We start from the raw sequence: 14,377 nt of genomic DNA on the forward strand, positions 1-14,377 counted from the left end.
TGGTCAATAATGAGTAATTTTAAATCGAAACCTATTTTCTCATAGGATTTTTTTCGACAGGGTACTTTTTGTTCTTTCATACTTTCGTTGTTTAAGTTGTCTAACTTTTAGTCAACCTATTTCAGGAAAGTACATCATTTCAAATGTGGCACAACGGTTTTGTATAAGATTTGTACGACTGGAAAATCGGAGATTTTTCTGCCGTAGCAAATTGTTTATTGAATGTTTGTCGTTTGTACTAAATCAAATTTAAGCATAAATTATATGAGGTGTTGTAATTTTTAGCGACACGTAATACTGATAATTGAATTTCAGTGTTTTCCGAGTTTTATCATCTTTGTTCCTCATACAATTTTTTTAAGATATACAATACAATTGGAATTGCAATAAGAACTCCAATAACAGAAGCAATGAGTTCAGTACCTTTTAAACTTCCACATCCCCATATATACATAATTACGGTAAAAAAAAATAATTAAGCATATAGTTAAAAATAAATAATCCTTGCTATTAAATTTATAATTTGGTTTAGAATTCATAATTTATCGTTTTACTTGTTTTTCGTTCTGCAATTTTTCGTTTCAATGCTCAAATCCTTTATGATTTTTAAAATCTTACAACTCATTGAGTCTTTCCGCTTCAATTTTCAAATCGGTAGAGTGGAAGTGAACTCAGAATTTATCATTAATGTTTAATTTTTCGTTAAACGATTTTTAAAATAAATTCGTTACTTAAATTCTATTCGATTCAATAATCAATCTGTAATTTACAAAAAAATCATTTTATTAAATTCAATTTAATCTCATTTTATTTCTGACTAAAATTCAATCGAGCTATTAATTACAACATTAGATAACATAACTGTTGTTGCAAAAGTGTGTCTAGCTACGTGAAAAGAAATATTTTTATGAATACCACAATCTTTTATAATTTCCTTTAAATAAGCATTGGTCTTTTTGTTGGAACTTATGGGTAACAAATTTGTTTTAATATCTAGCTCTTCTTTAGCTTTATACTTTTCTAATATTGTCCATGCTTTTGGGAGTATGGGTGCTTTCACTGGTTCGTCTGTTTTTTCTCGTTTGGTATAAATCCAATTAGTATTATCTAACCCTTTTACAATATTATTTTCTGTAAGTTCTTTTGCATCGATATAGGACAATCCAGTATAACAAGAGAACACAAAACAATCTTTTATTTTTTGTAAGCGTTCACTTGTAAATACTGTAGTTTCTAACAGCTCTAATTCTCTTTCATTCAAATATGCTTTATCATATTTATCATATTTTAGTTGAAATTGACTAAATGGGTTTTTGTTCATCCATTCTAGTTTTATAGCTAGATTTATCATTTTTTTGAAACGCTCCAAATGTTTCATGACTCCGTTATTGGATAGCATCAATTGTTTTTTAGAATTTTTATAGGTTCTTAGGTAGTGTTCAAAGTCTGTAATGAATCTAAAATTCAATTGTTTTAAAAAAATGTCTTTTACTCTTTTTTTCTTCCATAAAAATTTCTGTAAATACCTTTCTGTGGTATAATAATTTTTCATTGTTCCTGCTTTCAGAACGTGAATCATATTGCCATTGTGGACGCAATTAATTCTTTTAAGGATTTACTATCATCCTCTTCTCCCAAGTATCGATACTTAATTGCATCGGATGTGACTACTTTATCCTTTTCAATGAGTTCTTTGTGACACTGGAGTAGTTTGTTATATACTTGGGCTAAATAAGCGTTTAAAACCCTTATGTTTTCTGAATTGCCTCGACCTCTGTTTTTTGAAGAATCCCACCCATTTTGGGAAACACTTCTTTTTACACTCATTTCTGAACGCCTACCATTTATTGTAATACGTACATAAATGGATAATTGGTTGGGATAGCTTCTTGATTTTCTTGTGAAGAAAATAATCGTGAATGTGCTTTTTGTTTTCATTTTAAATGACTTTAGTTAAACATTAATTTGTAAAGACGAAAGTCAAATTATGCCTTAAAGTTTTTTAAAGTTAGCACATTTTCAGTAAACAATTGCACACCGATTTGCACACCTTTTTAATGATTTTAGTTATCTTTATTTGGTATCAAATAAAATGTGTAAAAAAAAACACTGATAATCATACGATTAACAGTGTTTTGATGTTACCTATTTCTAAGTTCGTCGGGGTGGCAGGATTCGAACCTGCGACCTCCGCGTCCCAAACGCGGCGCGATAACCGGGCTACGCTACACCCCGTAATAATTTCGGACTGCAAATATAAAACTAAAAATACATTTAACAAGTATTTATTCAAAAATAAGTTGATAAGGTTTTTTTAAGGCTTCTTCTAATTCAAATATACCTATTGCTCGACTTTTTCTAATAGTTTCTTTTCCCTCAAAAAAAACTAAAATTGTAGGCTCTACAAATACAGAATAGTTAGCAGCAATTTCAGGAGAGAAATTTAAATCTATATGATAAAAGTTAATTTTGGGAAAATTAGTTGCTAATAAACTTTTAACTTTAGGCTCAAAAGCTTCACCCACATTACATGAGGTTGTTGAAAAGTATAATAAAATAGCTTCTTCTGTTTTTAATAGTTCTTCAAGCTTTTCAATGTTATTTATATGGGTTGTTTTACTCATGTTTTCAATATTTAAGGTTCTCAAAATTACTACAAAAAATCAATATTTTGTAGTTAATAATATACATTATGAAAGCTTATAATTACATTATAAAAAATTATAAACATTCACCAAGTATTACAATAAATTGCTATAAATTTGTTGGTTGAAAATAAAAAATAAATAAATCATGTCAGATACAATTGAAAGAATAAAATGTTTAATAATAGGTTCGGGTCCAGCTGGATATACTGCTGCAATTTATGCCGCTAGAGCAGATTTAAAACCAGTAATGTATACAGGAATGCAAATGGGAGGGCAGTTGACAACTACAACAGAAGTTGATAATTTTCCAGGATATCCTAATGGTACAGATGGTACAGCTATGATGGAAGATTTAAAAAATCAAGCTGAACGTTTTGGAACTGAAGTTAGATTTGGAATGGTCACTAAAATTGATTTTAGTAAAGAAATTGGAGGGATTCACAAAGTAACAGTAGATGACTCTATTCAAATTGAAGCTAATACCGTAATAATTTCTACTGGAGCTACAGCAAAATATTTGGGCTTAGAAAGTGAGCAACGTTTAATTGGTGGTGGAGTTTCTGCTTGTGCAACTTGTGACGGATTCTTTTATAAAGGACAAGATGTGGTTGTAGTTGGAGCAGGAGATACTGCTGCTGAAGAAGCAACTTATTTAGCAAATATTTGTAATAAAGTAACCGTTTTAGTAAGAAAAGACTATATGAGAGCTTCAAAAGCAATGCAACATAGAGTTGAAAAAACTAAAAATATTGAAGTGAAATTTAATACTGAAATAGATGAAGTTTTAGGAGATAATGTTGTGGAAGGAGTTAGAGCAGTAAACAATGTTACTGGAGAAAAAGAAGTAATTAATGTAACAGGCGTGTTTATAGCAATTGGTCATAAACCAAATACAGAAATATTTAAAGATGTTTTAGATATGGATGAAACAGGTTATTTAATTACTAAAGGAAAGTCTACAAAAACTAATTTGCCAGGAATTTTTGCAGCAGGTGATGTTCAAGATAAAGAATACCGTCAAGCAGTTACGGCAGCAGGAACAGGATGTATGGCAGCCTTAGACGCTGAACGATATTTAGGGTCTTTAGACTAATATGGTTTTTTTAAAAATTAAAACCCAAACCAAGTGTTTGGGTTTTTGTTTTTATATCAATGTGTAATCGTTTTCGTAAATTATTTATATATTCAAGTAATTAAACCTCAATAGTAATTAATTTTGTCTTATAAAACTTAATGTAATGGAATTATTTTCTAATAGTTATTTTGTATTGTTTCTTATTATAGTAATTGGTTTTATAATAGGAAGAATAAAAATTAAAGGAATTTCGCTTGATGTATCGGCGGTAATTTTTGTAGCATTAGTTTTTGGACACTATGGTGTTGAAATTCCAAGAGATTTTCAATATTTAGGTTTAGTACTTTTTATTTTTACGATTGGAATTCAAGCAGGACCAAGTTTTTTCGAATCATTTAAAATGAATGGGAGAGAATTGGCAATACTATCCACTATTTTAATAGTAAGCTCAGGTCTGATAGCTTTTGTCATTTTTTATTTTTTTGGAATAGACAAAAATTTGATAATTGGTTTGTTAAACGGAGCTTTAACAAGTACTCCTGGTTTAGCTGCAGCTATCGATGCCACGGAGTCTCCGTTAGCTTCAATTGGGTATGGTATTGGATATCCTTTTGGTGTAATTGGAGTCATTCTTTTTGTTAGTTTTTTACCTCGTATTTTAAAAGTGAACATCAAAGACGAAGAAAAAAAGTACAAAGAAGAACTTTCTGCTGGTTATCCAGAAATTATTAAAAAGCATTTTATTGTAGAAAATGAAAATGTGATTGGTAGAACTTATGGAGAGTTAAATATTAGATTTATGACCAAGGCTGTCATTTCAAGAATAATGCATAATGATATTGTAATTGCACCAGAGCCTGAAATTGTTTTTCATAAAGGAGATGTGGTGAAAGCCGTAGGTACAAGCGATGCTTTGGAGCGTGTTAAATTATTAATAGGTTCTGAAACTCGACAAGAAATCCCGTTAGACACAAATTTTGATATAAGATCTATATTAGTAACTAATAAAGATGTTGTTAAAAAAACATTGGGACAACTTAATATTTTAGATACATATCACGCAACCATTACTCGTATTAGAAGATCTGGTATTAATATATCTCCAAGCCCTTCTACTAAATTACAATTTGGGGATAAACTAATTGTTGTTTGTCATAAAACAAACATGAAACATGTAAGTCGTATTTTTGGAGACGATACAAGTAAGCTTTCCAATACAGATTTTTTACCAATAGCCGTAGGGATTATTTTAGGAATTTTGGTAGGTAAATTAAGTATAAATTTCGACTCATTTTCATTTAGTTTAGGTCTCACTGGAGGAATTTTATTAGTAGCACTTATATTAGGTAGAACTGGTAAAACAGGTCCTATTATGTGGACAATGACTGGTGCAGCAAATCAATTATTAAGGCAGTTTGGTTTATTGTTCTTTTTAGCTGCTGTTGGAACCAGTGCAGGAACCAGTTTGGTAAGTACCTTTCAAGAATTTGGTTTAGAATTATTTGTTTATGGAATTTTAATAACCTTATTACCAATGATTATAACAACTATTGTTGCCAAAACATTTTTTAAATTAAATATGCTTACGTTACTTGGAACATTAACTGGAAGTATGACGAGTACTCCAGGTTTAGCCGCTATTGATAATATGGTTGATACAGATGCTCCTTCAGTAGCTTATGCAACAGTGTATCCAATTGCTATGGTACTACTAATTATTGTTGTTCAAATTTTAAGTTTATTGTAACTAAAAATAGGATTAATTTGAAGGTCTTTTATAAAGTGATGCTTTATCTAAAAAATGAGCTAATGTAATTTTAGGATTCGCATATAAATAAACTTCAGAAGAGTTGAATGCAGAAATGTCTATTGACTCTGAGGAGTTTATATAAGCTTTTGAATTGTTGTTGGTTTTAACAATAGCTGTTTTAGTCTTAAAGTTATTACCTTTAAATGTACTATTTCCATTAGATTCCATTTCTAAATGACTACAAGTTCCTTTTAAATTGATATCGGATCTATCCAAAACATTGATAAGGATATTTTTAGTGTCAATTGTAGCCTTTAAATTTGCCGACTCTTCCGTATTAATTATCGTTTCATTACTCACTGCTTCTAAATTAAGTTTAGTAGTTTTTTTAGCTTGAATATCAAGAGTTTTTGTGTTTACTTTAAGAGTTATCTCAGCATCATCAAAAGCATTAATTTTTAACGAATCTATAATTAATAAATTGTCAGATTTTAATGAGGATTTATTATAAGCAAACAATTCTTTTAAATTATTATTTACAGATAAATGAACGGTCATTTCTCGGTATTTACTAATTTTTTCATTTAATTTAATAATAAGAGTCCCATTAACTACTTCAGTTATGATAGAACTTTGTAAGTTAGAATCTGTTTCAACAAGTACCGATTGGTTTTCATTATATACTAATTTAACAGAAATTTTATCAAGAACTTCAACTTTTGTAAAATCCGAAATTTCTCTATTTTCAGTAGTAACTTCTTTATTTCCTTTTAGTTTTCCTTGAGCATTTATGGAAATTGATAAAAGTAAAAATAGAGCTATTGGAAGTTGACTTAATGTTTTCATTAGATTTGTTTTTTCAAAAATAAAGAAATAATTTTTAGATATTAGTTTGGTCATTTAAAAATCTATATTAAATTTGTCGTTCAATAAATGAAGAACAATAGTTTAAATATGAATTGGTGGTGGAACTCTCTTATGCAATAAGCGAGAAGAATTACTATATTACTATTTTAATATAAAACAAAAAGGACTTATCTCGCGATAGGTCCTTTTTTTATTCTAAAAAAATGAAAAAAATAAAGTTTAAAACAATTACAAAAAAGCAATTGGCTGATACCATTACTCCTGTAGGAATGTATTCAAAAATTAGAGATAAATATGCCAATAGTTTATTGTTAGAAAGTTCAGATTACCACAGTAAAGAGGAAAGCTATACTTTTTTATGTGTTGAACCTATTATTACATTTAAAGCTGATGAAAATAGGTTTAACTATTACTATAAGAATAAAGAAGTAAAACAAGAAGTAATAGCAAACAATTTTTATGATATTTTTGAAAAATATGCGAATACTATAGAAGTTGATTGCGAAGATGAAATAAAATCGTTTAATGGATTTTATGGGCATATCTCTTACAACGCAGTACAGTATTTTGACACCATAAAATTTACAACTAAAAAAGCAGCTTCTGAAATACCAGATTTTCAATTTAGTTTTTTCAAATTTGTAATTGCAATTAATCATTATAATAATGAACTTACACTCATTGAAAATATAGAAAAAGGAACAACTTCAAGAATACATGAAATTGAATCTTTAATAAATGCCAGAACTTATGGTTTGTATAAATTTGAAACTGTTGGAAAAGAATCTTCAAACTGTAACGATCAAGATTTTAAGAATAATGTTACAAAAGCCAAAGGACATTGTAAAAGAGGAGATGTTTTTCAATTGGTATTATCGCGTCAATTTCAACAAAAATATAAAGGAGATGAGTTTAATGTGTATAGAGCGTTAAGGTCTATTAACCCTTCACCTTATTTGTTTTATTTTGATTATGGAAGCTATAAATTAATGGGTTCTTCACCAGAAGCCCAAATAAAAATAACTGAAGATAGTGCAGTAATTAATCCAATTGCAGGAACATTTAAACGTACTGGAGATATGAATTCTGACCTAGCTTTAGGCGAAAAACTATCAAACGATAAAAAGGAAAATGCAGAACATGTAATGTTGGTAGATTTGGCGAGAAACGATTTAAGTAAACACGCAACCGATGTGAGTGTTGAGATTTTTAAAGAAGTACAATTTTTTAGCCATGTAATTCATTTAGTTTCTACGGTCAAAGGAATTCCTAAAGGAAAAGCAATTGAAATTGTTGGAGATACGTTCCCAGCAGGAACTTTAAGCGGAGCTCCAAAATATAAAGCTATGGAGTTAATCGATACCTATGAAAATCAATCTCGCGGATTTTATGGAGGAGCAGTTGGTTTTATCGGTTTAAACAATACGGTAAATTTAGCAATCGCCATCCGTTCATTTGTAAGTAAAAATAACACCTTGTTTTATCAAGCTGGTGCAGGTGTTGTGATTAATTCTAAAGAAGAAAGTGAACTACAAGAAGTAAATAATAAACTTGCTGCTTTAAAAAAAGCATTGGTTTTAGCAGAAGAAATTTAAAATAAGAGTACGATTACAGATTAAACTTATGAAAATATTAATAATAGATAATTACGATTCTTTTACCTATAACTTAGTGCATATGGTTGAAGATATTACAGGAGTGTATCCTTCAGTTTATAGAAATGATGAAATTTCTGTAGAGGAGGTAGCTAATTACGATTTAATTATTTTATCTCCTGGGCCTGGTTTACCTGATGAAGCAGGAGTTTTAAAAGAGGTTATCAAAACCTATGCAGCTTCAAAACCAATTTTTGGAGTATGTTTAGGCTTACAAGCTATTACAGAAGTTTTTGGAGGCTCTTTAGAAAATTTAGAAAATGTTTTTCATGGTGTAGCAACTAAAATGAAAATTACTAATTGCGATGCTGTAATTTATAAAAACGTTTCAACTGAATTTGAGGCAGCTCGTTACCATTCCTGGATAGCTTCTTCTAAGAAATTTCCTTCAGAATTAAAAATTACCTCTGTAGATGAAGATGGTTCAATAATGTCTTTACAGCATAAAAAATACAATATAAGTGCCGTTCAATACCATCCAGAATCAATTTTAACGCCAGTAGGAGAACAAATTGTAAGAAACTTTATAGAAGCCCATACAAAATGAAAAATATTTTAAATAAACTTTTTGAACAACAACAGCTATCTAAAAATGAAGCTAAAGAAGTACTTATTCGTATGGCAAATGAAGAGTATAATACTTCTCAAATGGCTTCGTTTTTAACCGTATATTTAATGCGTCCAATCTCTGTAAAAGAATTAGCAGGTTTTAGAGAGGCATTGTTAGAATTAGCAATAAAAATTGATTTGTCAGAATTTAACACCATTGATTTATGTGGTACTGGAGGTGATGGGAAAAATACATTTAATATTTCAACCATCACTTCTTTTATTGTAGCAGGAACAGGTAATAAAGTTGCTAAACATGGAAATTATGGAGTTTCTTCAATAAGTGGATCCTCTAATATGTTAGAATATTTAGGCTATCAATTTACAAATAATGAGTCTGAATTAAAGCATCAAATTGATAAAGCAAATATTTGTTTTTTACATGCGCCATTGTTTCATCCAGCAATGAAAGCCGTAGGTCCAATTAGAAGAGAATTGGGTGTTAAAACTTTTTTTAATATGTTAGGACCTCTTGTAAACCCAAGTAACCCACAAAATCAATTAGTAGGGGTATTTAATTTAGAAGTTGCTAGAATTTACAACTACTTATTACAAGAAACTTCAAAAAATTATGGTATTGTATTTAGTTTAGATGGCTATGATGAAATTTCGTTAACAGGCGGTTTTAAATTATTGACCAAAAACAACGAACAACTAACTACTCCTGAAAATTTAGGGTTAAGAAGGTTGGAACAAACTGAAATTTTTGGAGGAGCTACGGTTAAAGAAGCTGCAAAAATATTCACTTCCATTTTAAACGGAAAAGGTACTGAAGCTCAAAATAATGTAGTTTTAACAAATACTGCTTATGCTTTAAAAACTTTTGATCCATCAAAATCCTTTGACGCTGCTTTTGAAGAGGCAAAAGAATCGTTAAAAAGTTTGAAAGCAAAGCAATGTTTAGAAAAATTAATTAGTAATTAAAAATTCATAGCTCAAAAGATGAATATTTTAGATAAAATAATAGCACATAAAAAACAAGAAGTAGCACTACTTAAAAAAGAAGTGATGGTTGAAAAATTAGTAAAAAGTCCTAATTTTAATCGTACACCAATATCGCTTAAAAAAAGTCTGTTAAAAATAGGTTCTTCAGGAATTATAGCTGAGTTTAAAAGGCAATCGCCTTCAAAAGGAGTTATTAATGATACAGCTTCAGTTGTTGAAGTAACAAAAGGTTATATGGAAGCTAACATTGCAGCGCAATCTATTTTAACAGATTTAGATTTTTTTGGAGGAAATGTATTAGATATTATGCAAGCACGTTCGGTAAATGATTCAATTCCAATTTTGAGAAAAGATTTTATTGTTGACGGATTTCAAATTGTTGAAGCAAAAGCCATAGGAGCTGATGTTGTTTTATTAATTGCAGCTTGTTTAACAAAAGAAGAACTTAAAAATTACGGACAACTTGCGGAAGATTTAGGGCTAGATGTTTTATATGAAGTGCACAATCAAGAAGAATTGGATAAACTAAATTTAGATCATAAAATTATTGGAATTAATAATAGAAATTTAAAAACGTTTGAAGTTGACTTAGAACATTCAATACAATTAGCAAACCAAATACCAGATTCATGTATCAAAGTTTCCGAAAGTGGTTTATGTGATCCTAGAATTATTACAGGTTTAAAAGAATATGGTTTTCAAGGGTTTTTAATTGGAGAAAACTTTATGAAAACAGAGAATCCAGGTTTGGCTTGTAAAGAGTTTATTAACCAAATAAAATAAATAGTTGATGAAAATAAAGGTTTGTGGAATGCGTGATAAAGAAAATATTCAAAACTTACTAATTTTGGAACCAGACTTTATAGGCTTTATTTTCTATAAAAAATCGAAACGATTTGTAACTAAATTTCCAGAAGTGGAAATTCCTTCAACCATTAAAAAAGTAGGGGTTTTTGTAAATGAAACAATTGATGAAGTTTTGAGAGTTGCCCAACTTTGCCAACTTGATGCTGTTCAATTGCACGGAAATGAATCTCCTTTATATTGTAGATTATTAAAAGAGAATAATTTAATGGTTTTTAAAGCATTTTCTGTAAATGATGCTTTTGATTTTTCACAAACAGAGGCTTACCAAGCTATTTGTGATTATTTTTTATTTGACACCAAAGGAAAAGATTATGGCGGAAACGGTGTTAAATTCAATTGGAAAATTTTAAAAAATTATAAAGGTAACACTCCTTTTTTATTAAGTGGAGGCATTACTAAAATTGATGCAAATGAAATAAAAAAAATGAACCATAAATTATTTGCGGGTATTGATATTAATAGTGGTTTTGAAATTAAACCTGCATTAAAAAATATAAACGATATAAAAGAATTTAAAGAAAACTTAAAATGAGTTATTTTGTAGATGAAAATGGATATTATGGAAAATTTGGTGGAGCTTTTATTCCAGAAATGCTATATCCAAACGTAGAAGAGCTTAGAGTAAATTATTTAAAGATTATGGAATCTGATTCTTTTCAAAAAGAATTTAAAAGCTTGTTAAAAGATTATGTAGGTCGTCCTACACCATTGTATTTTGCAAAGCGACTTTCAGATAAATACAATACCAAAATTTATTTAAAAAGAGAAGATTTATGTCATACAGGAGCTCATAAAGTAAACAATACTATTGGGCAAATTTTAATGGCAAAACGTTTGGGTAAAAAAAGAATTATAGCTGAAACAGGAGCTGGTCAACATGGAGTTGCAACAGCTACAGTTTGTGCTTTAATGGGGATGGAGTGTATTGTATATATGGGTGAAATAGACATTGCACGGCAGGCACCAAATGTAGCTCGTATGAAAATGTTAGGAGCAACTGTGATTCCTGCATTATCTGGTAGTAAAACATTAAAAGATGCTACAAATGAAGCTATTAGAGATTGGATTAATAACCCTGTGGATACGCATTACATTATTGGTTCTGTCGTAGGTCCTCATCCTTATCCAGATATGGTGGCTCGTTTTCAATCGATCATTTCAGAAGAAATTAAAAAACAGTTAACTGAAAAAGAAGGTAAAGAAAATCCAGATTATGTAATTGCTTGTGTTGGTGGAGGAAGTAATGCTGCTGGTGCTTTTTACCATTATTTAGCAGAGGAGAATGTAGGTTTAATTGCTGTTGAAGCCGCTGGGCTTGGAATAGATTCTGGTGAAAGCGCAGCTACAAGCGTATTAGGTAATGAAGGTATTATTCATGGGAGTAAAACCTTGCTAATGCAAACTAAAGATGGTCAAATTACCGAGCCTTATTCTATTTCTGCAGGCTTAGATTACCCTGGGGTTGGCCCTTTGCATGCACATTTAAGCGAAAGTAAACGAGCAGAGTTTATTTCAGTTACTGATGATGAAGCTATGAAAGCAGGTATTGAGTTATGTGAATTTGAAGGCATTATTCCCGCAATAGAAAGTTCCCATGCTTTGGCAGTTTTTAATACTAAAAAATTTAAAAAAACAGATGTAGTTGTATTGAATTTATCAGGAAGAGGAGACAAAGATTTAAATACGTATATTAACTATTTTAAGTTGTAAAAAATGAATCGAATAAATAAAAAACTACAAGAAGATAAAAAACTATTATCTATTTATTTTACAGCTGGTTTTCCACAGTTGAACAGTACAGTTTCAATTATTGAAAGTTTAGAAAATAGTGGAGTAGATATGATTGAAATTGGTTTGCCTTTTAGCGATCCTTTAGCCGATGGCCCAACAATTCAGGAAAGCTCTACAAAAGCTTTGGAAAACGGAATGACCACTGAAATTTTATTTGATCAATTAAAAGATATACGTAAAAATGTCAAAATTCCTTTAATTATTATGGGGTATTTTAATCCTATGATGCAATATGGAATTGAAAATTTTTGTAAAAAATGTAAAGAAATTGGGATTGACGGATTGATAATTCCAGATTTACCTGTGAAAGAATATAGTGAAAATTACAAAGTTATTTTCGAAAAATATGATTTGATAAATATATTTTTAATTACTCCTCAAACATCACAAGAACGTATTTATTTTATTGATAAAATTTCTAGAGGATTTGTTTATATGGTAAGTTCAGCAAGCGTTACAGGTTCGCAAAATACTTTTGGAACTGTTCAAAAAGAATATTTTGAACGTATTGCTGCAATGAATTTAAAAACGCCTCAAATTGTAGGTTTTGGAATTTCAAATTCAGCTACTTTTAAACAAGCTACTGATAAAACTAAAGGAGCAATAATAGGTTCTGCTTTTATCAAACATTTAAATCAAAATGGAATTGCAAAAATTAATGAATTTGTGACTTCAATTATTGATTAAAAAACTTTTTGTATTGTAAAACCCTAAAGTCAAATGTATTGAAATTAGGGTTTTTCTGTTTTAATAATTTATAAGTTGGATTGCTTCCAACAGCTCTGTTAGCAGCTCCAGATGGTGCAGTTAGTGAAACCACTTTAATTTTTCGAAATACTTTTGAAGTATCTTCAAAACTAAAATTATGAATTCTAGGGGTATCTAAAGAACTTGGAATAAGTTCAATTTTTTTAGTTTTTAAATACTTTCTTAAATGGTATTCTGGGCCATTTTTACTGTTTCCTCCAGTTAATAATAAGGTTTCAATTTTAGGGTTTTTAGAGATGAAATAGTTTAAATCTCTTAATTTAATATTTTTCATTCCCAAGTCTGAAGCATCAATTTTTTCACGATTACAAGATGCTACAATATCACAGATGCCAATGCTTTTTTCAGTTAAAAAATCCTTTCGTTGTTGGATAGCAATATCAGATGTTTCAAAGTATAGATTTAATTGAAATATTTCATTTAAAATTTTCCACAAGTGCCCATCGATACAGCCATAACAAAAATCTACATCTCCTTGTTTTAATTTTTGAATTGAAAACCTAGGCGGAGGTAAAGTCCCAACAATTAATTTAGTAGCATTTTTTGGGATAAATGGTTGGTATGGGTGTTTATGATAAAAGTTCAAAAAACGTAATTAAATTTTTTTCTTTAAAGTTATTAAGATAACACCGTTTGATCCACGTACGCCATAAATTGCAGTTTCAGGTCCTTTTAAAACAGAAATTTTATCGACAAATTGAGGAGAAATATTATCAATACTTGAAACAGGCGATCCGTCAACAATAAACAAAGGTTGAGTACTACCTTGAAATGAAGTAGTACCTCTTACAAGTATAGTATTGTTAGACTGAACTTTAACACCAGGTACTTTTGCTCTTATCATTTCATAAATATCTTTATATTCAAAAGTATTTTGTTTCTTTTTTTTTGTAATTTTATTAGACGAGTTAGGTTTAAAATTATTATAAATAAAATTGATTTTTTTTTGTCCATTATAATCAATTTCAATTACTCCTCTTGCATATGAAAAAACTTTAATTTTTTTTGCGCTAGGATTTACTTTAAGTTTATAAGCTCCATAAGTATTAATTTTAGCTTTTGTTTTTACTTCATCTATAAAGAAAATAACATCTTTTATTACATTATTATTTTGATCTTTAATGTACCCAGATAAAGAAACTTTTTTAATTTTAGATTGGCTATAAGTAGTTTTTGTAAATAGTGATATTGTTAAAATAAGGAAGGTAATTTTTACATAATTTCTCATATTATTTTTTGTTTATTTAGAATGTTAAAGAGATTAATAAATTTAAATATTATTATCAAAAAATATACCATATTATTTGTATAATTGAAGTAAAATTTCGAGAGTCAAAATTTGGAATAATTTATTATAACTCACAAGCACTCTCATTCATAATTTTTATTTTAGCAAAACCCT

16 protein-coding genes and 1 tRNA gene are annotated in these 14,377 nt (G+C 29.3%); 9 read left to right on the forward strand and 8 right to left on the reverse strand.

The window, feature by feature from the left end; genetic code table 11:
- Positions 1-331: 331 nt before the first annotated feature.
- From Q0714_RS08550 to Q0714_RS08570, 5 genes are all read right to left on the reverse strand, one after another.
- Complete coding sequence (locus Q0714_RS08550) at positions 332-454, reverse strand: hypothetical protein (RefSeq protein WP_298264232.1); 123 nt, start codon at positions 452-454, stop codon at positions 332-334.
- A 363-nt stretch (positions 455-817) separates the two neighbouring features.
- Positions 818-1,552, reverse strand: a complete 735-nt coding sequence (locus Q0714_RS08555) for a site-specific integrase (RefSeq protein ID WP_298264235.1) — start codon at positions 1,550-1,552, stop codon at positions 818-820.
- Between the two features lie 23 nt (positions 1,553-1,575).
- Positions 1,576-1,938 carry an Arm DNA-binding domain-containing protein gene (locus Q0714_RS08560; RefSeq protein ID WP_298264236.1) on the reverse strand — a complete coding sequence of 121 codons (363 nt, stop codon included), beginning with the start codon at positions 1,936-1,938 and terminating at the stop codon, positions 1,576-1,578.
- Between the two features lie 222 nt (positions 1,939-2,160).
- Positions 2,161-2,235, reverse strand: a tRNA-Pro gene (locus Q0714_RS08565).
- A 50-nt stretch (positions 2,236-2,285) separates the two neighbouring features.
- Positions 2,286-2,624, reverse strand: a complete 339-nt coding sequence (locus Q0714_RS08570; protein WP_298264237.1) for a co-chaperone YbbN — start codon at positions 2,622-2,624, stop codon at positions 2,286-2,288.
- 169 nt (positions 2,625-2,793) lie between these two features.
- Between Q0714_RS08570 and trxB the strand changes: the two genes are divergently transcribed.
- Entirely contained in the window at positions 2,794-3,741 is a 948-nt protein-coding gene (gene trxB / locus Q0714_RS08575) for a thioredoxin-disulfide reductase (protein WP_298264239.1), read from the forward strand.
- A gap of 145 nt (positions 3,742-3,886) precedes the next feature.
- Positions 3,887-5,470, forward strand: a complete 1,584-nt coding sequence (locus Q0714_RS08580; protein ID WP_298264240.1) for an aspartate:alanine exchanger family transporter — start codon at positions 3,887-3,889, stop codon at positions 5,468-5,470.
- Positions 5,471-5,482: 12 nt separating this feature from the next.
- Here Q0714_RS08580 and Q0714_RS08585 read toward each other — a convergent pair whose 3' ends face one another.
- Complete coding sequence (locus Q0714_RS08585) at positions 5,483-6,319, reverse strand: DUF2807 domain-containing protein (protein ID WP_298264241.1); 837 nt, start codon at positions 6,317-6,319, stop codon at positions 5,483-5,485.
- A gap of 224 nt (positions 6,320-6,543) precedes the next feature.
- Here Q0714_RS08585 and Q0714_RS08590 point away from each other — a divergent pair, with 224 nt between their 5' ends.
- The 7 genes from Q0714_RS08590 to trpA are packed head-to-tail and all read left to right on the forward strand — an operon-like array spanning position 6,544 to position 12,894.
- Positions 6,544-7,935, forward strand: a complete 1,392-nt coding sequence (locus tag Q0714_RS08590) for an anthranilate synthase component I family protein (RefSeq protein WP_298264243.1) — start codon at positions 6,544-6,546, stop codon at positions 7,933-7,935.
- Positions 7,936-7,963: 28 nt separating this feature from the next.
- The gene (locus Q0714_RS08595) at positions 7,964-8,542 is read left to right on the forward strand and encodes an aminodeoxychorismate/anthranilate synthase component II (protein WP_298264245.1); all 579 of its coding nucleotides are present in this window, start codon (positions 7,964-7,966) and stop codon (positions 8,540-8,542) included.
- The gene (gene trpD / locus Q0714_RS08600) at positions 8,539-9,528 is read left to right on the forward strand and encodes an anthranilate phosphoribosyltransferase (protein ID WP_298264246.1); all 990 of its coding nucleotides are present in this window, start codon (positions 8,539-8,541) and stop codon (positions 9,526-9,528) included. The genes Q0714_RS08595 and trpD overlap by 4 nt, the downstream gene beginning before the upstream one ends.
- A gap of 18 nt (positions 9,529-9,546) precedes the next feature.
- Positions 9,547-10,332, forward strand: coding sequence for an indole-3-glycerol phosphate synthase TrpC (gene trpC / locus Q0714_RS08605; RefSeq protein WP_298264247.1), 786 nt, complete (start codon positions 9,547-9,549; stop codon positions 10,330-10,332).
- Positions 10,333-10,339: 7 nt separating this feature from the next.
- Positions 10,340-10,948: a phosphoribosylanthranilate isomerase gene (locus tag Q0714_RS08610; protein WP_298264249.1), complete on the forward strand. Its 609-nt coding sequence runs from the start codon at positions 10,340-10,342 to the stop codon at positions 10,946-10,948.
- Positions 10,945-12,126 (forward strand): tryptophan synthase subunit beta, encoded by a 1,182-nt coding sequence (trpB, locus tag Q0714_RS08615; RefSeq protein WP_298264251.1) that lies wholly within the window; start codon positions 10,945-10,947, stop codon positions 12,124-12,126. Before Q0714_RS08610 ends, trpB begins: the two co-directional genes overlap by 4 nt.
- Before the next feature lie 3 nt (positions 12,127-12,129).
- The gene (gene trpA / locus Q0714_RS08620) at positions 12,130-12,894 is read left to right on the forward strand and encodes a tryptophan synthase subunit alpha (RefSeq protein ID WP_298264252.1); all 765 of its coding nucleotides are present in this window, start codon (positions 12,130-12,132) and stop codon (positions 12,892-12,894) included.
- Here the strand turns inward: trpA and Q0714_RS08625 are convergent.
- Positions 12,884-13,561, reverse strand: coding sequence for a uracil-DNA glycosylase family protein (locus tag Q0714_RS08625; RefSeq protein ID WP_298264253.1), 678 nt, complete (start codon positions 13,559-13,561; stop codon positions 12,884-12,886). The two genes, trpA and Q0714_RS08625, sit on opposite strands and share 11 nt — an antisense overlap.
- 9 nt (positions 13,562-13,570) lie before the next feature.
- The gene (locus Q0714_RS08630) at positions 13,571-14,203 is read right to left on the reverse strand and encodes a TonB-dependent receptor plug domain-containing protein (protein WP_298264254.1); all 633 of its coding nucleotides are present in this window, start codon (positions 14,201-14,203) and stop codon (positions 13,571-13,573) included.
- Between the last annotated feature and the right edge of the window lie 174 nt (positions 14,204-14,377).

Source organism: uncultured Lutibacter sp., assembly GCF_947493565.1.
Taxonomy (GTDB): Bacteria; Bacteroidota; Bacteroidia; order Flavobacteriales; family Flavobacteriaceae; genus Lutibacter; species Lutibacter aestuarii.